Origin of the sequence: Staphylococcus equorum (genome assembly GCF_029531845.1) — a bacterium.
Classification (GTDB): domain Bacteria; phylum Bacillota; class Bacilli; order Staphylococcales; family Staphylococcaceae; genus Staphylococcus; species Staphylococcus equorum_C.
In genome coordinates this window covers 24,939-45,835 of record NZ_JAMBPV010000014.1, presented here as the reverse complement: position 1 = coordinate 45,835, position 20,897 = coordinate 24,939, and the positions used below count along the sequence as shown (strand labels likewise).

The following is a 20,897-nucleotide window of genomic DNA, read 5'->3' as shown; positions in this document are numbered from 1 at the left end:
GAAATTAATGGACAAAGATTGACCAACGCGAATAATATTTAAAAAAAAGACGAGCCAAATACTTTTATATAATTGGCTCGTCTTTTTTATAGTATAAATGATTTAAAACGGTGAATATTAATAAGTGGCAAAGGTTAAATCAGTGTCAAGTTGACCATAGATTGATGTAATGTCTAATGATTCACCTTCGAGCCATTTGCCAAAATCGATCATTGTAGGTGCTTTATTTTCACCTAAAGTGATATGTGCTGTTAATGATTGTGGTTCATACATACTTGTATGAATTGTCCCGGACCAGCTTTTGAATAATTTACTATAAATTTCATATTCCGGATTATTGAATAAATCAAATGCACTCATTTTATCTAGTGATGTAGGTACTTTTTTAAGAAGTCGATTTAAACGCTCTTTAGATTCTTTTGTGAAATTTCTATTCTCATGTGTTAATAATTTGAAATGATTTGTACAAGTACGATCGTAACGAACATCAACGGAGCGTGGAGAAACCTCGATAATCGCGTGATTCAAATGTTTGTCCATGACAATGTAACTAAAAGAGCTTCTATGCGGAAGTTTTTTTAGTAATTGTATGGCCTCAGATACATCTTTACAATATTGCAATATAAGTCTGCCCACCATATAGCAAACAAAGCCATCACCTGGATGTTTTCTATGCATGAAGTTGTAGCCCATGGATAGCCCAGATTCATTCATGCCATCCATTCTTCCAGTTACGCGTGATGTAGGGCCTATTTGTGCTAACCCGCCATCAGTAGGTTGGAACAGCAAGTAACGACCATCATAAGTGGCAGGATGGTAATCATAATTTCGCACCATATAGTCCTGACCTAAAAAGACCGTACAGCCACTGTTTTTCAACGGCGTGAATCGATAGTGCGCAAAATTAAGAATCATTTGACGAGTAGGCAGATTAAGTACTTCTTGCATGCCTCTAATTTCTTCCCAAATTTGTGGGGCGTATGTTTGGAAAATGTCATATGTTTCTTTGATATGGATATCAAAGCGGGGCATACGCTTTTTCCATTCTTTCTCTCTATTTTTGAGTAAGGGTGTTTGCTGCATCCACTGTGCTGTTTGTACACCTAAATCAAAGTGTGAACCTCGATGTGTTAAGATGTCTGATTTTACTGATTGCATAGTTAAAAACTCCTGTTCATGTATGTGAATTTACTGAAATGTAACGTCATTGTAACGCTTTGTTAATTGCATTACATATGGCTAGTAGTTATGCTTAATGTATCATCAGCGGCTGATCAGATAAACAAATTCAATGAGGTGATTATTATGTCAAATTATTATGATGCTTTTAAAGAAACAGTTTCCACTTGGTGGGGACAATAAGATTAGAATAACTAACATTGAATTGGCTAATATCTAATGATATTAGCCCTTTTTACATATATTAATAATTAATATAACATCTAACTTTATTCTGATGAGAAGAAAATGTTAAAATAAATAAGACATATTGACTAAAATTTATTGATTTTGCATTACTCCAATAATATCATAAATTCACTTTTTTTATATTTAGGTTAAAGTAATGAAAAGTGGGTATATATTTATTGATGCTTTCAAGTATGCTATCATTATTGATAGATATGTTAATAATTTATTGAGGTGAATCAGAATGTGTAATTTTATTAAAGGTTTATTTAAATTTGTATTAGGTACAATTCTCGCTGTGTCATTAGTAGCAGGTGTTGGTGCAGTAGTTTTCGCTTATATCTTTAAAAAAGACTTCGAAGATATTGAAAGTAAAACAAAAGAAATTGTTTCAGATATTGAAACGAATAATTAAGTTATTGATAGAGCACTTTAGAGTGTTCTCATACTGTCGACAAAGTCTTAGGGCTTTCGTTGGCAGTATTTTTTTTAGCCACCGTTCAACGAAGTTGTTACGGTGGCTTATGCAGTCGAGAAGACTGCGAACAGTAAATCCGTTCAACGAAGTTGTTACGGTGGCTTATGCAGTCGAGAAGACTGTGATCATTAAACCGTGCTTCAAGTATAAAGGCCAGTTAACTATTGTCTTGGGTTATTCTAGTTATATCAAATAATGAGAGTTTAATTGTTTCTTGGAAATGGATGGGATAACCTTCCAAAAACATGTGAGTCATATCTATATTTTTGATTTTTATACGAATCGTTTCCAACCAACCCGCTTGATAGAATTCAATATGAATATAAGTATCAGTATGTAACGCTTGATGCAGCTGTAGATTTAATTCATTTAACTGATCGTCTGATAATATTGGGCGATCATTTTTATTTTGATCTACTAAATATTGTTGAATTGTTTCGAATTGTTCAGGCAAAGTAGCAAATGGCGCCCATTTAACCATGCCACGACCTTGGGGGATATTGGCATTAAGAAATTCTCTAGGTATATTTCTATAGTCATTTTCATTTTGGTATTTTTCCGGAATCATAAAATCACCTCAGTACAATGATAGAACATATGTTCGTGTTATTGCAAGTAGTTTTTCCTATTTTAGATTATTAAAGTATGAAAAATTTAATTGTAACCTGATAGAAAATAATAATAATCATTATATTGTCATTTAGTATAGATATTTATTAAAATGAAACTATAATAATATGGAGGGGTTTACATGACGACAACAGGTTATATTGGTACGTATACGAAAAAAGAGGGTAAAGGCGTTTATCGTTTTGAACTAGATGAAGAAATTGGCAGCGTAACAGAAGTTGAAATTGGATATGAATTAGAAGCATCAACTTATGTAAATCAACATAATTTATTTTTATATGCTGTAACACGTGAAGGAGATAATTGTGGTCTTGCCAGTCTTAAAATAGAAGAAGATGGTAAACTCAGCTTAATTAATAAATGTCTTGCTTCTACAAAGGGTAGTGGTTGTTATGTAGATGTGTCACCAGACGGAAAGTATGTTTTTGAGTCTGTTTATGGTGCGGGATTAGCGCGCTTATACGAAGCGAATCCTGAAACAGGTGAAATTATATGTTTGATTCAAGAGTTAGAGCATGATTATCCAACGGGGCCACACGAAAGACAGGATCAACCACATGTGCATTTTATCAGTACAACACCAGATGAAAAATATGTTATTGCAATCGATTTAGGGACAGATAAAGTAGTAACTTATGAATTTGGTGATGATGGTTTTAGTGAACATGCAGTGAGTGATTTTGAACCTGGTGATGGACCAAGACATATTACTTTTCATGAAAATGGCAAGTACGCTTATGTTGTACATGAGTTATCAAATGTCGTAAGTACAGTAAAATATGAGGATGGAAAATTCACAGAAATCCAACGACATGCAACAATTCCAGAAAATTTTGAAGGTGATACAAAATTAGCAGCAGTAAGACAGTCGCATGATCAAAAATTCTTATACATCACTAATAGGGGCCACGATAGTATCGCTATTTTTAAAGTGAGCGACGATGGTGCAACGATTTCATTCGTTGATATTGTATCAAGTGGTGGCGAATTCCCACGTGATTTTAATATTACTGACTCAGATGATTTCTTAGTTTGTGCACACCAAGAAGGTGACTATACATTGACAGTTTTCAAACGTGATAAAATTACGGGAGAATTAGAAAAAGTAGACCATCATGAATCAGCACCAGAAGGCGTTTGTGTACAATTTTTAAAATAAGTACAACTGAAAAAAATTAAAAAAACCACCTAGTATGGATTATACATTGCCATACTAGGTGATTTTCTATTTGTTGAAAAATGTTTTGATGTATTTAAATTTCCCTTTATATGGTGGGAATAGAAGACTTGATTCAAGTCTTGTAGATTTAAATACATAAGATTTATCATGACTAAATGTATCAAAACTATATTTACCATGATATCGCCCTATGCCTGACGCTCCGACGCCACCAAAAGGTAAGTTTGGATTTGCGAGGTGCATCAAAGTATCATTAATGGCACCGCCACCAAATGAAATTTCATGAAGTACACGTTCTGTTGCATTTTCATCTTCGCTAAATAAATATAAGCTGAGTGGCTTAGTTTTAGTGCGTATTAAATCAATTGCTTCATCAAAGTCATCGTAAGGAATGATTGGTAAAATAGGGCCGAAAATCTCATCTTCCATTATTTTATCATCGAAAGTAATACCATCTAAAATGGTTGGAGCGATGTATTTATCATCTGCATCAGATTGACCACCAAATGCAATTTCTGTTTTATGAACATTTAATAAATGATCTAAACGATCGAAATGTTTTTGATTAATTATACGACCGAAATCGGGACTATCTTGTATTGCTTTACCGTAAAATTCAGTAATTGTATTTTTGAGTGCTGCGATGAGTTCGCTTTTGACTTTTCGGTTAACTAAAATATAGTCTGGTGACACACAAGTTTGACCAGCGTTCGTAAATTTCCCGAAACTAATGCGTTCACTTGCTACTTTGATATTTGCTGTTTCATCCACGATTGCAGGAGATTTACCTCCTAATTCTAAAGTGACGGGCGTTAAGTTTTCGCTAGCTGCACGATAAACAATACGACCTACTGTTTCGCTACCAGTGAAAAAGACATAATCGAAAGGCAGGTGAATAAGTGATTGTGTAGTCTCAGCGTCGCCTTGGCAGACACTAATATATTCAGGGTTGAATACATCCTCAATAATTTGTTGTACTATATCTGCAACCTGTGGTGTGAACTCTGACGGTTTAAGTATAGCTGTATTTCCCGCTGCTATTGCGCCAATTAATGGTTCGATCAGTAGTTGGAAAGGGTAATTAAAAGGTCCGATAATTAAGACAGTACCATAAGGTTCTTTCATAATATAACTTTTAGTAGGGAATAAATAAAGGGGCGTGTTAACTTGTTTTCTTTTCGCCCAATTATTAAGTTCTTTGCGTGCTGACTTAATACTTTTTAAAGTGAATCCAATCTCGGTTGCATAAGCTTCCACTTTGTTTTTCCCCAAATCTTTTTGAAGTGCGTCGAGTAATTCATTTTCATGATTTTTAATACTTTTACCCAAGAGTTTGAGCTGTTTTTTTCTAAACTTAAGATCTTTGGTTTCGTGAGTATTAAAATATTGTTTACTATTATGGAAAGTTTGCTCTATTGAATTCAAATGATATTCCTCCTAGTATGAGTTGTCGCTGTGCTTATGCAAATGGATAAAAAACTGGAACATATTTAACTATGTTCCAGAGAATACTGAGCGGTCAGGTATTTAGTTTCTTGTCCACTCAGCGTTTATCATATAGTACTAAACGACTTCGTTTAAAGCTTCTGTAATTTGAGGGACAACTTGTTTTTTACGTGAAACTACGCCAGGTAAGAATGCAGTATTGTTTTCAAGTTCAACATTGAAAGCTTTACCTACTTTGTCTGTTTCTGGGCCAACAACTAAAATTTTAGAATCGCTATTAATGATGTCAGTCACGATTAATACAAATAAATCATATTTTTCATTTGCGCTTGTTTCTAACATAGCTTTTGTCAATTCTTCTTGACGTGCAAATACTTCATCAATATCCACAGTGTTAACTTGTCCGATATGAGTTGAATAATCTCCCATGTTGAAAGATTTTGCATCCATAGATAATATATCTGAAATTGATTTGTCTGTTGTAGAAGCACCTGCTTTTAACATATCTAAACCGTAAGATTCTAAGTCAACATTAGCAATAGATTTCAATGCTTCTGCAGCTTGTACGTCTTCTTCAGTACATGTAGGTGATTTGAATAATAAACTATCTGAGATAATTGCAGAAATCATTAAACCAGCAATCTCAGGTTTAATTTCAAAGCCGCGTTCTTTATACATTTTGTATAAAATTGTTGCTGTACAACCAACTGGTTCAGCACGGTAGTATAAAGGTGCTGCAGTTTCAAAATTAGAAATTCTGTGGTGATCTACGACATGTTGAATTGTAGCATCAGCAATTGAATCTGCGCTTTGTTGGAATTCATTATGGTCAACTAAAATAACATTTTGATCAGCTAGATTATCATTAAGTAATTCTGGTGTTGCTACCTTGAAATGATCTAGAGCAAATTGCGTCTCAGGACCTATTTCGCCTAAACGGTAAGACGCAGCCTCCGAATTACCTGTTTGTTGTTCAAAATCTGCCATGACGATGGCAGATGCAATAGCATCTGTATCTGGATTTTTATGTCCGAAAATATAAGTTTTTGCCATATCTAAATTCTCCTTATTTATATAGTTAATATTATTTTATCATGAGTTTGCATAGTTATTCTACTTCAGCACCTAAGGAATTTTTAAAATGATCTAAAGCCCACTCATGGCCTGTTTGATTAAATGAAGCAACACCTTTATGTGAAATACTGATGGAATAACCTAAGTTATAGGCAGTAATCGCTGTATGTAATACACAAATATCGGTACATACACCAACAATTTCTAAATGCGTTACATTTCTTTCTCTTAGTAAAATATCTAACGAAGTACCGCAAAATGAATCATAACGTGTTTTATCTAAAAAATGTATGTGATCATTAAATAATATATTTTGATAGATATCATTTACTTTGCCGTAAAGCTCTCTCCCAGATGTTCCCAGGATGTTATGAGGAGGGAAGAGCTTGTTCTCAGGATGATAGCTATTTTCTTCAAAATGTAAATCCATCATAAAGAAAATATTTTGTTGTTTTTTGTTATATGCTTCAATTCTTTCGACAATATAATGTTCAATTTGTTGGCCTGGAATGCCACAAGTCATTTTTCCATTATCTGCAACAAAATCATTTGAATAATCCACTATAATAAGTGCACTTTTTTTCATAATTTGTGAACACTCCTAATATTAAAGATAATAAGTATTATATACTAAGTAGATAAATCAATAAAGCTACAACAAGCGCGTTTGAAAATCCTCAATTAAGTTTATTATAAAGTATTGAGAAAGGGAGGGATTGTCCCATGATTATTAATGCAAAGCAATTTGGATTAAAAGGTAAAAGTAAAAGAGCGGATACAAGAGCAATGCAACGTGCATTGAATTATGCAAAAAAACACCCCTCGACAACGATCTATGTACCTAAAGGTGAATTTCATATACGCAAGTCATTGGTTATTTATGAATCCACAACATTATTGTTAGATGGAGGCGCAGTTCTTAAAAGATGCGGAAAAGATGCACTATTAAAAAATGGTAGAAGATTTAAACCTTATTATGGTTATAATGGCAACAGCCATATTTATATTGCAGGAGGGACGTTTGATATGAATGGCTATGCTTTCCCATACAACAATACAGCAATGTGTATGGGACACGCTCAAGACATTCAAATTGTTGATGTGAGCTTTAAAGATATTATAGGGGGCCATGGACTAGATGCATGTGGTGTAAATGGATTATATATAAATAATTGTAAATTTTTAGGATTCAATGATAGTGATGGGACAAGAACTTTTTCAGAAGCAATTCAATTAGATATTCAAGTGCCAGGTGCTTTTCCTAAATTTGGGACGACAGACGGGACGATTACGAAAAATGTAATTATAGAAAATTGTTATTTTGGTAATTCAGATACGCCTACGATGCATCCATGGAATCGGGCGATTGGTTCTCATGCAAGTCGTTATAATCAATTTTATCAAAATATTCATATTCGCTTTAATACATTTGAAGGGATAAAGCAATATGCGTTAACCCCTTTAAAATATAAAGATACGTATATTCATCATAATATTTTTAAAAACTGTGCTGGTGGCATTCGTTTTTTAGCAGTTAAAGATGGTAAAAATGCAAAAGATTTAAAAGGAAAACAAAGATCAACACAAGCCGGGAGTAATCTGAATATTTATCAAAATAAATTTATTGGAATGATGGAGAAATATGCAATTCGGATTCAAAGTTATAATAATATAAAGCATGAAAATATTCTTATTGCCCAAAACGAGTTTGATGAAACGTCACCCAAAATGTATTTGAAAGACATTAAGAATTTATTTTTATCTTATAACCATAAAATTTAAAATATTGTTGAAGCTAATTAAACATGATTACAATGCTACTTTGACAACATAAAGTCTTTTGGTGAAAGCGGTTTAGTATTGATATTTCATTAGGATTATATTATGTTATAAACTAAGAAATGTTATGAATATTCAGAAAATATTTTTATAGGGGGACGAATATGAACGATTTGAACAAAGGGGATATGAGAAGGTCGCAATATTTAATGTTTTTTTCTAACAAGAAAGAAAAAAAGTCTTATAACAGTGGACAATTAATTGGTTTAATTTTGGGGCCACTATTATTTGTTTTAACATTACTATTTTTACAGCCTGAAGGTTTATCAACTAAAGGTATATTTGTTTTAGCAACAACATTATGGATTGCAACGTGGTGGATTACTGAAGCCATTCCTATTGCAGCAACGAGTTTATTACCTTTGATTTTGATGCCAATCGGACATGTATTAAGTCCGGAAGAAGTTTCAGCCCAATATGGTAATGATATTATCTTCCTATTCCTAGGAGGCTTCATTTTAGCCATTGCCATGGAAAGATGGAATTTACATACCCGAGTTGCCTTAGTTATCATCAATACATTAGGCACGAGTACAGGGAAAATTTTACTAGGTTTCATGATAGCAACTGGTTTTTTATCTATGTTTGTATCGAACACTGCCGCTGTTATGATTATGATTCCGATTGGATTAGCAATTATTAAAGAAGCAAACGAATTAAAAAGTAAAGACACTAAAGATTCAAGTATCACTAAGTTTGAACAATCTTTAGTTTTAGCAATTGGTTATGCTGGTACAGTTGGTGGTCTTGGAACGTTAATTGGGACGCCGCCTTTAATTATATTAAAAGGACAATATCAATCTGCATTTGGTGAAGAAATTAGTTTTGCTAAATGGATGATTATCGGTGTACCAACAGTTATTGTCTTATTGTTCTTAATTTGGGCATACATACGATATATAGCTTTTAGACATGAAATGAAAGAATTACCAGGTGGTAAAGAGTTAATTAAAAGGAAATTAAATGAATTAGGTAAGATGAAATATGAAGAAAAAGTAGTTTTAATTGTATTTATGCTTGCCAGTTTCTTATGGATAAGCAGAGAATTTTTATTGAAAAATTGGACGTACACCTCAGAAATAGCAGATGGAACCATAGCCATGTTTATCGCAGTATTACTATTTTTAATTCCTGCGAAGAACAAAGCACAACATAAACGTATTATAGATTGGGACGTGGCTAAAGATTTACCGTGGGGCGTACTAATTCTCTTCGGTGGAGGGCTTGCGTTAGCGAAAGGTATAGCATCAAGTGGGTTAGCGATATGGCTTGGCGATCAGTTGAAACTGATAGAAGGTGTGAGTCCTTTAATCATTGTAATAGTCATTACTGTATTTGTATTGTTCCTAACTGAAATTACATCAAATACTGCAACTGCAACGATGATTTTACCAATTCTTGCAACGCTATCTGTTGCTGTAAACGTTCATCCATTATTACTTATGGTGCCTGCGGCGATGGCGGCAAACTGTGCATATATGCTTCCAGTAGGTACACCACCGAATGCAATTGTATTTGGTACAGGACGCATTAGTATTAAAAAGATGGCGTCGGTCGGTTTTTGGGCCAACATAATAAGCATTGTAGTTATTGTACTCGTTGTTTATTTCTTAGTACCTCCAGTATTAGGTATAGATGTAACCAAACCATTGCCACTTAAATAATTATATAGATAAACAAAGCCCTCCATTTCATTATTTAGAAATGGAGGGCTTTCAGTTTGTCTGATTGATTTACGTAAAAATAAACTTAACTTAATTTATTGAATGAACCAATAATAGAAACTTGGAAGTCTAGCGTGTTTAAAATTTTAATGACTTTAGCTAAATCTTCATTGATTGGTGTGTCTGCTTGCACAAAAAAGTGATACATTCCCAGTTGCGTTTTTAAAGGTCTAGATTCAATCCAAGACAAGTTAATATTAAATAAGACAAAGGTATTTAATATGCTTGCTAATAAACCAGGCTTATCAAATTGAGGGGTGATTAGTAATAGTGTATCACTCGCATCCTCAACCTCCTCAATGCTACTGGGTTGATTACTCACGACTAAAAAACGTGTTACATTATGTGGAAAGTCTTGTATGTTTTCCGCAACAGGTAAATAGCCGTATGCTTCACCACTACCTAATGGCGCAATGGCACCAACATGATTAGTTATTTTTTCCAAACTTTTAATCGTGCTATCTACGTAGTCATACGTGAAGCCTTGCTTTTGTATGTACTGGCTCGTTTGACTAATCGCAGGTGCAATAGAATAAACTTTTGAAATATCCTTTACTGTAGCATCTTGAGAACCATACAACGCAAATTGAATGTCTAAATGAAGTTCGCCTTGCGCAAAAATATTTTGTTGCGTCAATGCATCTGCGACGATATTAATCGTCCCTTCAATTGAATTCTCAATTGGTACTACAGCGATACTATTATCATCGTTAGAGACAGCTTGTACAACTTCGTATAAGTTAGATTTGGCTTCATAATCCATTTCTGTTTCTGATTTATATTGTTTTGCTGCTAAATATGAAAATGTCCCTTTTGGGCCTAAATAATAAAGTTTCATGTGACGTTACCCCTTGTTCATATGTGTAAGGATAGAGCGCTTAATGGAATGGACATCCTGTAGATGTTGGTTTCTTATAAAAGAAATTAGGTTCTCGAATTTCATTTTTATAACCATGATGGTAATTTGACACCAATGTTGGAGACAATGAAGGTGCTAACCATGACCATTTACCAGTGACTTCTCTTCCTTCTTTTGTTTCATTCTTTTCAAATCGTTCAAACTGCTTAGAAGCAGTCAAATGATCAACAATAGAGACGCCTTCATTTTTAAAGGAATGATACACTGCATCATTCAGTTCGACAAGTGCACGATCTTTATTGAAAGAATTATTCTTAAGTGTATCAAATTCAAATGCTTCTGCAACACTTTCTAGCAAATTATAACGATAACTATCTGTAAAATTACGAACAGCAATCTCGTTCACCATATACCAACCATTAAATGGTGCTGTTGGATATGTAACACCGCCAATTTTTAAATCCATACTTGATATGATAGGGACGGCATACCATTTTAAGCCGAGTTGTTTTAACTTTGGATAGCGATCATGAGCTATAGGAACTTCTTTAATTAATTCTTGATTATAAACATGATACTTTAAATTACCTTCCGGCATTTTATAAATTAAAGGTAAGACATCAAAGTCAGTATGTGCACCTTTCCATCCAAGATGTTCAGCAAGTTGCGTTATACTTCGTTCAGCAGGGTCGCCTTGATCTGAATAACCGGCATATCTGATTAGTTGATTATTATAAATTTGTGGTGGTTGATGCTGTGAAAAGATAGTGATATAAGGTTTGATTTTTCCATTATTTGTTGCAGTTGTTATGTGATTTTCGATTGTAGCTATAAATTCATCTTCAGTTTGAATATCTCTTGCATCTGCTACAGTTAATGAATTCCAGAAAAAACGGCCAATACAGCGATTTGAATTCCTCCAAGCCAATTTAGCACCATAAGTAAGTTCTTCAACTGTATGTTCATACGTGCCATTTGTATGAATGGCAATTTCAATTTCTTTAATTCTATCTAATGTAGCATCTTCATCGTAACTTAATTCTTTATGCATTGTTTTAATAAATGATTTAGCTTCATTTAACATATAAACACCTCACTCAGTATTATAAGTGATTACAGTTAATTTATAATTATAAAACTATAAATGTCACTACTTTGTCGTTAGTAATGTCACACTTTTATCAAAATTAAAAAATAATGAACATTAGTAATCTGAAAATGTTGCACGGATGCTATTAAATGGGATGGTATTTCAGGTGCTAACAACGTTTCTTTTATGCTAAACTAATAGAAAAGCTGATTGGAGAGATTTTTGTGTACCAATACGAAGACGATACATTAGTATTGCATAATGATTTATATCAAATAAATATGGCTGAAAGTTATTGGAATGATGGTATTCACGAACGATTAGCAGTCTTTGATTTGTATTTTAGAAATATGCCATTTGACAGTGGCTATGCGGTTTTTAATGGATTAAAGCGTGCGATTGAATATATAAAACAATTTCATTTTTCAGAATCAGATATAGAATATTTAAAATCTATTGGCTATCAAGAAGATTTCTTGAGTTATTTAAAAGACTTGAGATTTACAGGTAATATCCGTTCAATGCATGAAGGTGAGCTTTGCTTTGGTAATGAACCATTAATGCGAGTAGAAGCGCCACTGATACAAGCTCAATTAATAGAAACAATGCTATTAAATATAGTGAATTTCCATACTTTGATTACAACAAAAGCAAGTCGTATTCGACAAGTTGCTCTGGATGATATGTTAATGGAATTTGGTACACGCCGTGCGCAAGAAGCGGACGCAGCATTATGGGGAGCTAGAGCATCATACATTGGTGGTTTCAATTCTACAAGTAATGTGAGAGCAGGAAAGTTATTTGGCATTCCAGTATCTGGTACACACGCACATGCAATGGTGCAAACATATGGTGATGAATATATTGCTTTTAAAAAATATGCTGAGCGACATAAGGATTGTGTATTTTTAGTAGATACGTTCCATACGCTGAAATCTGGTGTTCCGACAGCAATTAAAGTTGCAAAAGAATTAGGTGACAAAATTAATTTTATAGGTATTCGATTAGATTCTGGGGATATTGCTTACCTTTCTAAAGAAGCGCGACGTATGTTAGACGAAGCAGGGTTTACAAATGCAAAAATTATTGCCTCAAACGACTTAGATGAACAGACAATCACCAGTTTGAAATCACAGGGCGCAAGAGTTGATTCCTGGGGTGTAGGTACTAAATTAGTTACAGGCTATGACCAACCAGCGCTTGGTGCTGTATACAAGCTCGTTGCTGTGGAAGACAGTTCAGGTGCATACGTTGATCGTATTAAGCTATCAAATAACGCTGAAAAAGTAACGACACCAGGCAAGAAAAAGGTGTACCGTATCATTAATAAAAAAACGAACAAAGCTGAAGGGGACTACATTACATTGAATCATGAAGATCCATATGAAACGTCTCCACTTAAACTTTTCCATCCTGTCCATACCTATAAGATGAAATTTATAAAATCATTTATAGCGAAAGACTTACATCATGATATATTTAAAGAGGGGAAATTGGTATATGATTTACCAAGTGAACAAGAAGCACAAAATTATTTAAAAGAAAATCTTACCTATTTATGGGATGAAAATAAACGTCATCTTAACCCACAAGAATACCCTGTAGATTTAAGTACAGCATGTTGGGAAAATAAACATAAACGTATATTTGAAGTTGCAGAACATGTAAAGGAGATGGAAGAAAATGAGTAATTTACAAGAAATCATTGTTAAAGAAATGAATGTCCAACCAATGATTGATAGTGAACAAGAAGCGCGTAGCATTATTCAATTTATTAAAGGTTATGTACAATCTCACTCTTTTATCCAATCTTTAGTGTTAGGTATTTCAGGTGGCCAAGATTCCACTTTAGCAGGTAGACTGTGTCAAATTGCGGTTGATGAATTGAAAGAAGAAAAAATTCATTGCCAATTTATTGCTGTTAAATTACCATATGGTGAACAAAAAGATGCAGCCGAAGTTGAAGATGCATTGAAGTTCATACAACCGGATGAAGTAGTGACAGTCAATATTAAATCTGCTGTAGATCAAAGTGTTCATGCACTAAAAAATGCAGGCATTTTACTTACTGATTTTCAAAAAGGAAATGAAAAAGCACGTGAACGTATGAAAGCACAGTTCTCGATTGCTGCAAACAAGCAAGGTATAGTTATCGGTACAGATCATTCGGCTGAAAGTGTAACTGGTTTTTATACAAAATATGGTGATGGTGCTGCAGATATTGCACCGTTATTTGGTTTGAATAAACGTCAAGGTAGACAATTATTAAAGTATTTAAAAGCACCTAAGCATTTATATGAAAAAGCACCTACTGCAGATTTAGAAGAAGACAAACCACAGTTGCCAGACGAAGAGGCATTAGGTGTAAGTTATAATCACATAGATGATTATTTAGAGGGCAAATCGGTACCAGATGATGCACGAGAAGTTATTGAGCGTCATTATGTTAAGAGTGCGCATAAAAGAGAATTAGCTTATACAAGACACACATGGCCCAAAAATTAAGTGCTATAACAGTAAGTTTTTAGTGACAAAATATAAACTTGCTGATAGAATTACTTGGATTTAATGTAACAGAAAGGAAAATGGACATGTCAGTGATAACATCTAATCCATGGTTAATGGTTTTAGCAATTTTTATAATCAACGTTGCTTATGTAACGTGCCTAACGATGAGAACGATATTAACCCTTAAAGGTTATCGCTATGTAGCTGCAATTGTAAGCTTCTTGGAAGTCCTTGTATATGTTATTGGTTTAGGTATGGTAATGTCTAGTTTGGATCAAATCCAAAATGTGCTTGCATATGCATTTGGCTTTTCAATAGGTATTATCGTAGGTATGAAGATTGAAGAAAAACTAGCACTGGGATATACAGTAGTCAATGTAACTTCATCTGAGTATGAGTTAGACTTACCAAGACAATTAAGAGATTTAGGGTATGGAGTGACACATAATACAGCATACGGTCGAGATGGCAAACGCTTGGTTTTACAAATTCTTACACCGAGACGTTTTGAAGCTAAATTAATTGAGACGATCAAGCAAATGGATGCAAAAGCATTTATGGTCGCATATGAGCCTCGTACAATTCATGGTGGTTTCTGGGCGAAAGGTGTTAAAAGTAAAAAACTTAAACAATATGATACGGATGAAGTTGAAAGTATATGAAAAAACAGCAAAAATTCAAAGTTGAAGAAAACGAGTCAATTCAAGATTGTTTGGGTCGCATGCGTGAAGCTGGTTATACACCAGTTAAACGTTTTGAAAAGCCCGTTTATAAAGAAAATAAAGATGGTAGCCTAGAGGTACTTAAACAAGAAATTGAATTCATAGGCAAATTACAAGAATGATAAGTAAAGGAGTCTGACATATGTATCTATGTTTCGGACTCTTTTTTCGTACTTTGATTCTAAATAATTTCTATAGTAGGGTTAAAAGGCTTATACATTTCAAAGTAATTCTGTTAAACTGGTATTGAAAAGAATAAACACGAACTTTAAAGTACAAAAGAACTTAAATGTACATGTTTTAAGGCTTGTGAACTAAAACTTACGTAAGATAGGAGCTAATTTCAATGATTGAACGCTATTCTAGAGAAGAAATGTCTAATATTTGGACTGATCAAAATCGCTATGAAGCTTGGTTGGAAGTAGAGATACTTGCATGTGAAGCTTGGAGTAAACTAGGTGATATACCTGAGGCAGACGTCAAAAAAATTCGTGAAAACGCCAAGGTTGATGTTGAACGTGCACAGGAAATTGAACAAGAAACACGTCATGATGTAGTCGCATTTACAAGACAAGTTTCTGAAACACTTGGTGAAGAACGTAAGTGGGTTCATTATGGTTTAACTTCCACAGATGTAGTAGATACTGCGTTAAGTTATGTGATTAAACAGGCAAACGACATTATTGAAAAAGATTTAGAAAGATTTATTGAAGTATTAGCGAAAAAAGCAAAAGATTACAAGTATACATTAATGATGGGTCGTACACATGGCGTGCATGCTGAACCAACGACGTTTGGCGTTAAAATGGCGCTTTGGTATACAGAAATGCAACGTAATTTAGAACGTTTTAAACGCGTAAGAGAAGAAATTGAAGTTGGAAAAATGAGTGGTGCAGTAGGTACATTTGCTAACATACCACCTGAAATAGAAGCACATGTATGTGAAAACTTAGGTCTGGATGCAGCTCCAGTATCAACGCAAACACTACAACGTGATCGTCATGCTTATTATATTGCGACACTAGCGCTTATCAGTACGTCAATGGAAAAATTTGCCGTTGAAATACGTAATTTACAAAAAACTGAGACACGTGAAGTAGAAGAAGCATTTGCTAAAGGGCAAAAAGGATCATCAGCAATGCCACATAAACGTAACCCAATTGGTTCTGAAAACATTACAGGTATTGCACGTGTGATAAGAGGTTATGTAACAACAGCTTATGAAAATGTTCCGTTATGGCATGAAAGAGATATTTCTCATTCCTCAGCTGAACGTATTATGCTTCCAGATGTTACGATTGCGTTAGATTATGGATTGAACCGTTTTACAAATATTGTTGATAGACTTACAGTATTTGAAGATAATATGCTTGGAAATATTGATAAAACGTTTGGTTTAATCTACTCACAACGTGTATTATTAGCTTTAATTAATAAAGGTTTGGCACGTGAAGAAGCATATGATAAAGTACAACCTAAGGCGATGGAATCTTGGGAAACTAAAACACCATTTAGAACATTAATTGAACAAGACAGTACAATTACAGCATTGTTATCTGAAGCAGACTTAGATGAATGTTTCAATCCAAAACACCATTTAAACCAAGTTGACACTATTTTTGAAAGAGCTGGCTTAGAATAATCAGGAATAATTGAATTTTTCAAGGGAAATCGTTACACTTTAATGTATTAGTACGTTAAACTGAGATTAAATTGAAAGATACAGGGGTTGTTTTGAATGCAAATAGAAAAATTAAGAGGAAAAGCATTAGATGAATTGTTCGATGCGGTTTTGACACTTGAAAATAGAGAAGAATGTTATGAATTCTTTGACGATTTATGTACTGTTAATGAAATACAGTCATTGTCACAACGGTTGCAAGTCGCGAAAATGATTAAACAAGGCTTCACTTATGCGACTATTGAACAAGAATCTGGTGCATCGACTGCAACAATTTCTCGTGTAAAAAGATCGTTGCAATGGGGCAATGATGCTTATACGATGATTCTAGACCGCATGAATATTGAAACGGCTGATTAGATATTTTTATATAAGAAGTAAGGTTAGCATATTAAGTTAATCCTAGCTGTCGATGGAGTAATATACTTTGTCGGCAGCTTCTTTATGTTTTGTAAAATGATAGAATGGTAATTGAGACGTATCAACTGTATCGTTATCATATGAATTTTGTGAAAATATTGATAGGTGAAAATAAGTTGGAAAGGAGATAAATGTGTTTAAGAAGTGGATAATTGTAATTGCGGCTTTATTATTTATCGGTATTGTCATACGAATATCTTTTATTATAACTTCTAATCATCAACACTCTGAGCATTTAGATGTCGTTGAACCTAAAAATGCATTGCCAATTATTGTTGAAAAGCAAGGCGTGACAAAAGTGAATGGCCATGTCATTGTCAACAAAACATATCAATTACCGCAGAACTATAAACCTGGAGAAAATAAAAAAGCCAGACATAAATTAAATGAAATGTTAGATAAAGCTGAACAAAAAGAACTGGATTTAAAATATATTAGTGGTTATAGAAGCTATAAAAATCAGCAAAAAGTAGTGAAATCATATATTGAAAATGATGGAGAAAAAGTTGCGAAGCAATATACTGCTAAACCAGGACATTCAGAACATCAAACAGGATTAGCATTTGATGTGGGTACACAAAGACCACTTGAAGATTTTCATAATGATTTTGAACATACTAAAGAAGCGCACTGGTTAGCCCATAACGCTTCTGAATATGGATTTATTATCAGATATCCTAAGGGACAATCAAATCAAACAGGCTATGCATATGAGGCATGGCATTTGCGATATGTAGGGCCTGAACTAGCTAAAATTATAGACAATCAAGATACAAACTTGGAAAGTTATTACCAATTGAATTAAATAATTACAGCAAAAAGGAAACTAAATTTTAAAAATCATCTCATAAATATTGGGGTGGTTTTTTTCGACATCATTTTAGAACTCGCAGACTAAAAATGATATAATCATATGTATGTTTAAAAAAGGAGTAACATATCATGTATGACATTAAAAAGTGGAAACATATTTTTAAATTAGATCCTGCAAAGTTAATATCTGACGAAGAATTAGAGGCGATTTGTTTATCTAACACTGACGCAATTATCATAGGCGGAACAGATGATGTTACTGAAGATAATGTTTTTCAGTTAAAGCAACGTTTAAAGCAATATGCATTACCTATAGTATTGGAAATTTCAAATGTAGATAGTGTAATGTTTGGTTTCGATTTTTATTTCGTACCTACCGTGTTAAACAGTTCAGATGTTAAATATCATAATGGTATATTGTTAGATGCACTCAAGTCATTCGGACAAATAATTGATTTTGATGAAGTCATCTTTGAAGGTTATGTCGTACTTAATCCTGATAGTAAGGTTGCGAAAGTGACGCAAGCAAATACAGATTTAATGGATGAAGATATTGAAGCTTATGCATTAATGATTAATGATATGTACAAATTACCAGTTATGTATATAGAATATAGTGGTACATATGGAGAAGTAGAAATAGTAAGAGCAGCAGCAGATCAATTAACAGACACGCAACTATTTTATGGTGGTGGTATTAGTGATTATTATGAGGCAAAACAAATGGCTTCAATCGCAGACACTATTATAGTTGGAGACATTATATATAAAGACATAGAAAAAGCATTAAAAACAGTTGAGATAAAGGAGTCACATAAATGAACGCATTAGTTAATAAGATGAATGAGGAACAAAGCCAAGCAGTACGTACAACAGAGGGTCCATTGCTTATAATGGCAGGTGCAGGTTCAGGCAAAACACGTGTCTTAACACATCGCATAGCATACTTGCTTGATGAAAAAGACGTGTCTCCATATAACGTTTTAGCCATCACATTTACAAATAAAGCTGCTAAAGAAATGAAAGCACGAGTTGAGACGTTAGTTGGGGAACAAGCTCAAGTGCTATGGATGTCTACATTCCATTCTATGTGTGTGAGAATTCTTAGAAGAGATGCAGATAGAATTGGCATAGAACGCAATTTTACAATTATTGATCCAACAGACCAAAAATCTGTAATTAAAGATGTATTAAAAAATGAAAATATTGATAGCAAAAAATTTGAACCTAGAATGTTTATAGGCGCTATTAGTAATTTGAAAAACGAATTAAAAACGCCGGAAGATGCACAAAAAGAAGCAAATGATTATCATGCACAAATGGTTGCTACTGTTTATAAAGGATATCAACGTCAACTTTCTAGAAATGAAGCACTAGATTTTGATGATTTGATTATGATTACGATACGTCTATTTGAACGTGTTCCAGAAGTATTAGATTATTATCAAAATAAATTCCAATATATTCATGTGGATGAGTATCAAGATACGAACAAAGCGCAATATACATTAGTTAAACTCCTTGCAAATAAATTTAAAAATCTTTGCGTAGTAGGTGACTCAGACCAATCTATTTACGGGTGGCGTGGTGCAGACATACAAAACATCCTTTCTTTTGAAGAAGACTACCCAGAAGCGAAAACGGTTTTCCTAGAGCAAAACTATCGTTCTACAAAAAATATTTTGAACGCGGCCAATGAAGTGATTAAAAATAATTCAGAGCGTAAACCTAAAGGGTTATGGACAGGCAATACAGACGGCGATAAAATCCACTATTATGAAGCCACAACTGAACGTGATGAAGCGGAATATGTTGTACGCGAAATTATGAAACATCAGCGTAATGGAAAGAAATATAAAGATATGGCAATTTTATATCGTACGAATGCGCAGTCACGTGTACTTGAAGAAACGTTTATGAAATCAAACATTCCTTATACAATGGTTGGCGGTCAAAAGTTCTACGATAGAAAAGAAATTAAAGACTTATTAAGTTATGTACGCATCATTGCTAATAGTAATGATGATATTAGCTTGCGTCGTGTGATTAATATTCCAAAACGTGGTATTGGACCAACTTCTGTAGATAAAATTCAAGCTTATGCAATACAAAATGATTTAAGCATGTTTGACGCGTTAGCTGAAGTAGACTTTATTGGATTATCTAAAAAAGTAACCCAAGAATGTATTAACTTTTATGATGTGATGCAAAATCTTATCAAACAACAAGAATTCCTTGAAATCACTGAAATTGTTGAAGAAGTACTAGTTAAATCAGGTTACCGCGATATGTTAGAACGTGAGCAAACGTTAGAATCTAGAAGTAGACTTGAAAATATTGATGAGTTTATGTCTGTTCCAAAAGATTATGAAGAGAATACACCATTAGAAGAACAGTCATTAATTAACTTCTTAACGGATTTATCGTTAGTTGCCGATATAGATGAAGCACAAATTGAAGATGGTATCACGTTGATGACAATGCACTCTGCCAAAGGACTAGAATTTCCAATTGTATTTATCATGGGTATGGAAGAGTCTTTATTCCCACATATTAGAGCGATTAAGAGTGATGATGAACATGAAATGCAAGAAGAGAGACGTATTTGCTATGTAGCTATCACACGTGCTGAAGAAACATTATATTTAACACATGCAACATCAAGAATGTTATTTGGACGACCACAATCAAATATGGCCTCTAGATTTTTAAGAGAAATACCTGAAGATCTATTGGAAAATGAAACTAAATCTAAAGCTAAAACACAAGGTAATAGCTTCCGTTCAGCAACAAAAGAACCAGCCAAAAGAGGTTATAGTCAACGTGCTATATCTACTAAAAAAGCACAAGTGTCTTCAGATTGGAAAGTTGGAGATAAAGTTGTTCACAAATCATGGGGCGAAGGTATGGTTAGTAATGTAAAAGCAAAAAATGGTTCTGTAGAACTAGATATCATCTTTAAATCAGAAGGACCGAAACGCTTACTTGCACAATTTGCGCCAATTGAGAAAAAGGGGGAATAGAAT

At 33.7% G+C, this 20,897-nt stretch carries 20 protein-coding genes; 13 read left to right on the top strand and 7 right to left on the bottom strand.

Annotated features, from left to right (window positions below):
* Window positions 1–117 precede the first annotated feature (117 nt).
* Window positions 118–1,158, bottom strand: a complete 1,041-nt coding sequence (locus M4L39_RS12930) for a C45 family autoproteolytic acyltransferase/hydolase (protein WP_277582386.1) — start codon at window positions 1,156–1,158, stop codon at window positions 118–120.
* A gap of 493 nt (window positions 1,159–1,651) precedes the next feature.
* On the opposite strand from M4L39_RS12930, the gene M4L39_RS12925 reads away from it, so the two are divergent.
* Window positions 1,652–1,822, top strand: coding sequence for a hypothetical protein (locus M4L39_RS12925; RefSeq protein ID WP_277582385.1), 171 nt, complete (start codon window positions 1,652–1,654; stop codon window positions 1,820–1,822).
* A 220-nt stretch (window positions 1,823–2,042) separates the two neighbouring features.
* On the opposite strand, the gene M4L39_RS12920 is transcribed toward M4L39_RS12925, so the two are convergent.
* A complete protein-coding gene (locus M4L39_RS12920) occupies window positions 2,043–2,453 on the bottom strand; it encodes a YolD-like family protein (protein WP_277582384.1) in 411 nt (136 codons plus the stop codon).
* 183 nt (window positions 2,454–2,636) lie between these two features.
* Between M4L39_RS12920 and pglS the strand changes: the two genes are divergently transcribed.
* Window positions 2,637–3,674, top strand: a complete 1,038-nt coding sequence (gene pglS, locus M4L39_RS12915) for a 6-phosphogluconolactonase (protein WP_277582383.1) — start codon at window positions 2,637–2,639, stop codon at window positions 3,672–3,674.
* A 66-nt stretch (window positions 3,675–3,740) separates the two neighbouring features.
* Here the strand turns inward: pglS and M4L39_RS12910 are convergent, their stop codons facing one another.
* The 3 genes from M4L39_RS12910 to M4L39_RS12900 all read right to left on the bottom strand — a co-directional run bounded on the left by M4L39_RS12910 (window position 3,741) and on the right by M4L39_RS12900 (window position 6,801).
* Window positions 3,741–5,120 carry an aldehyde dehydrogenase gene (locus M4L39_RS12910; RefSeq protein ID WP_277582382.1) on the bottom strand — a complete coding sequence of 460 codons (1,380 nt, stop codon included), beginning with the start codon at window positions 5,118–5,120 and terminating at the stop codon, window positions 3,741–3,743.
* A gap of 138 nt (window positions 5,121–5,258) precedes the next feature.
* Window positions 5,259–6,194 carry a manganese-dependent inorganic pyrophosphatase gene (locus tag M4L39_RS12905; protein ID WP_277582381.1) on the bottom strand — a complete coding sequence of 312 codons (936 nt, stop codon included), beginning with the start codon at window positions 6,192–6,194 and terminating at the stop codon, window positions 5,259–5,261.
* A gap of 55 nt (window positions 6,195–6,249) precedes the next feature.
* Window positions 6,250–6,801 (bottom strand): cysteine hydrolase family protein, encoded by a 552-nt coding sequence (locus M4L39_RS12900; protein ID WP_277582380.1) that lies wholly within the window; start codon window positions 6,799–6,801, stop codon window positions 6,250–6,252.
* Between the two features lie 137 nt (window positions 6,802–6,938).
* On the opposite strand from M4L39_RS12900, the gene M4L39_RS12895 reads away from it, so the two are divergent.
* Both M4L39_RS12895 and M4L39_RS12890 read left to right on the top strand, forming a co-directional pair.
* Window positions 6,939–7,997: a glycosyl hydrolase family 28-related protein gene (locus M4L39_RS12895; RefSeq protein ID WP_277582379.1), complete on the top strand. Its 1,059-nt coding sequence runs from the start codon at window positions 6,939–6,941 to the stop codon at window positions 7,995–7,997.
* A gap of 161 nt (window positions 7,998–8,158) precedes the next feature.
* Window positions 8,159–9,718 carry an SLC13 family permease gene (locus tag M4L39_RS12890; protein WP_277582378.1) on the top strand — a complete coding sequence of 520 codons (1,560 nt, stop codon included), beginning with the start codon at window positions 8,159–8,161 and terminating at the stop codon, window positions 9,716–9,718.
* An 85-nt stretch (window positions 9,719–9,803) separates the two neighbouring features.
* On the opposite strand, the gene M4L39_RS12885 is transcribed toward M4L39_RS12890, so the two are convergent.
* A complete protein-coding gene (locus tag M4L39_RS12885; RefSeq protein ID WP_277582377.1) occupies window positions 9,804–10,616 on the bottom strand; it encodes a prephenate dehydratase in 813 nt (270 codons plus the stop codon).
* Between the two features lie 40 nt (window positions 10,617–10,656).
* Window positions 10,657–11,721: a nitric oxide synthase oxygenase gene (locus tag M4L39_RS12880; RefSeq protein WP_277582376.1), complete on the bottom strand. Its 1,065-nt coding sequence runs from the start codon at window positions 11,719–11,721 to the stop codon at window positions 10,657–10,659.
* 230 nt (window positions 11,722–11,951) lie between these two features.
* Here M4L39_RS12880 and M4L39_RS12875 point away from each other — a divergent pair, with 230 nt between their 5' ends.
* The 9 genes from M4L39_RS12875 (at window position 11,952) to pcrA (ending at window position 20,894) form a co-directional block, all read left to right on the top strand.
* Window positions 11,952–13,418 (top strand): nicotinate phosphoribosyltransferase, encoded by a 1,467-nt coding sequence (locus M4L39_RS12875; protein ID WP_277582375.1) that lies wholly within the window; start codon window positions 11,952–11,954, stop codon window positions 13,416–13,418.
* Window positions 13,411–14,232, top strand: a complete 822-nt coding sequence (gene nadE / locus M4L39_RS12870) for an ammonia-dependent NAD(+) synthetase (protein WP_277582374.1) — start codon at window positions 13,411–13,413, stop codon at window positions 14,230–14,232. The genes M4L39_RS12875 and nadE overlap by 8 nt, the downstream gene beginning before the upstream one ends.
* Window positions 14,233–14,318: 86 nt before the next feature.
* Window positions 14,319–14,897: a DUF2179 domain-containing protein gene (locus M4L39_RS12865; RefSeq protein ID WP_277582373.1), complete on the top strand. Its 579-nt coding sequence runs from the start codon at window positions 14,319–14,321 to the stop codon at window positions 14,895–14,897.
* The gene (locus M4L39_RS12860) at window positions 14,894–15,079 is read left to right on the top strand and encodes an NETI motif-containing protein (protein ID WP_277582372.1); all 186 of its coding nucleotides are present in this window, start codon (window positions 14,894–14,896) and stop codon (window positions 15,077–15,079) included. The genes M4L39_RS12865 and M4L39_RS12860 overlap by 4 nt, the downstream gene beginning before the upstream one ends.
* A 224-nt stretch (window positions 15,080–15,303) precedes the next feature.
* A complete protein-coding gene (gene purB, locus M4L39_RS12855; RefSeq protein WP_277582371.1) occupies window positions 15,304–16,599 on the top strand; it encodes an adenylosuccinate lyase in 1,296 nt (431 codons plus the stop codon).
* 96 nt (window positions 16,600–16,695) lie between these two features.
* Window positions 16,696–16,998: a YerC/YecD family TrpR-related protein gene (locus tag M4L39_RS12850; protein WP_046466259.1), complete on the top strand. Its 303-nt coding sequence runs from the start codon at window positions 16,696–16,698 to the stop codon at window positions 16,996–16,998.
* Window positions 16,999–17,191: 193 nt separating this feature from the next.
* Complete coding sequence (locus M4L39_RS12845; protein ID WP_277582370.1) at window positions 17,192–17,863, top strand: M15 family metallopeptidase; 672 nt, start codon at window positions 17,192–17,194, stop codon at window positions 17,861–17,863.
* 137 nt (window positions 17,864–18,000) lie between these two features.
* Window positions 18,001–18,693 (top strand): heptaprenylglyceryl phosphate synthase, encoded by a 693-nt coding sequence (locus M4L39_RS12840; protein ID WP_277582369.1) that lies wholly within the window; start codon window positions 18,001–18,003, stop codon window positions 18,691–18,693.
* Window positions 18,690–20,894, top strand: coding sequence for a DNA helicase PcrA (pcrA, locus tag M4L39_RS12835; RefSeq protein ID WP_277582368.1), 2,205 nt, complete (start codon window positions 18,690–18,692; stop codon window positions 20,892–20,894). The genes M4L39_RS12840 and pcrA overlap by 4 nt, the downstream gene beginning before the upstream one ends.
* Window positions 20,895–20,897: the final 3 nt, after the last annotated feature.

Coding starts and splice junctions, on each gene's coding strand:
- M4L39_RS12840 (WP_277582369.1), top strand. CDS start 18,001: ATGTATGACATTAAAAAGTGGAAACATATTTTTAAATTAGATCCTGCA.
- M4L39_RS12900 (WP_277582380.1), bottom strand. CDS start 6,801: ATGAAAAAAAGTGCACTTATTATAGTGGATTATTCAAATGATTTTGTT.
- nadE (WP_277582374.1), top strand. CDS start 13,411: ATGAGTAATTTACAAGAAATCATTGTTAAAGAAATGAATGTCCAACCA.
- purB (WP_277582371.1), top strand. CDS start 15,304: ATGATTGAACGCTATTCTAGAGAAGAAATGTCTAATATTTGGACTGAT.
- M4L39_RS12885 (WP_277582377.1), bottom strand. CDS start 10,616: ATGAAACTTTATTATTTAGGCCCAAAAGGGACATTTTCATATTTAGCA.
- M4L39_RS12925 (WP_277582385.1), top strand. CDS start 1,652: ATGTGTAATTTTATTAAAGGTTTATTTAAATTTGTATTAGGTACAATT.
- M4L39_RS12920 (WP_277582384.1), bottom strand. CDS start 2,453: ATGATTCCGGAAAAATACCAAAATGAAAATGACTATAGAAATATACCT.
- M4L39_RS12880 (WP_277582376.1), bottom strand. CDS start 11,721: ATGTTAAATGAAGCTAAATCATTTATTAAAACAATGCATAAAGAATTA.
- M4L39_RS12850 (WP_046466259.1), top strand. CDS start 16,696: ATGCAAATAGAAAAATTAAGAGGAAAAGCATTAGATGAATTGTTCGAT.
- M4L39_RS12895 (WP_277582379.1), top strand. CDS start 6,939: ATGATTATTAATGCAAAGCAATTTGGATTAAAAGGTAAAAGTAAAAGA.
- M4L39_RS12860 (WP_277582372.1), top strand. CDS start 14,894: ATGAAAAAACAGCAAAAATTCAAAGTTGAAGAAAACGAGTCAATTCAA.
- M4L39_RS12865 (WP_277582373.1), top strand. CDS start 14,319: ATGTCAGTGATAACATCTAATCCATGGTTAATGGTTTTAGCAATTTTT.
- M4L39_RS12890 (WP_277582378.1), top strand. CDS start 8,159: ATGAACGATTTGAACAAAGGGGATATGAGAAGGTCGCAATATTTAATG.
- pglS (WP_277582383.1), top strand. CDS start 2,637: ATGACGACAACAGGTTATATTGGTACGTATACGAAAAAAGAGGGTAAA.
- pcrA (WP_277582368.1), top strand. CDS start 18,690: ATGAACGCATTAGTTAATAAGATGAATGAGGAACAAAGCCAAGCAGTA.
- M4L39_RS12905 (WP_277582381.1), bottom strand. CDS start 6,194: ATGGCAAAAACTTATATTTTCGGACATAAAAATCCAGATACAGATGCT.
- M4L39_RS12930 (WP_277582386.1), bottom strand. CDS start 1,158: ATGCAATCAGTAAAATCAGACATCTTAACACATCGAGGTTCACACTTT.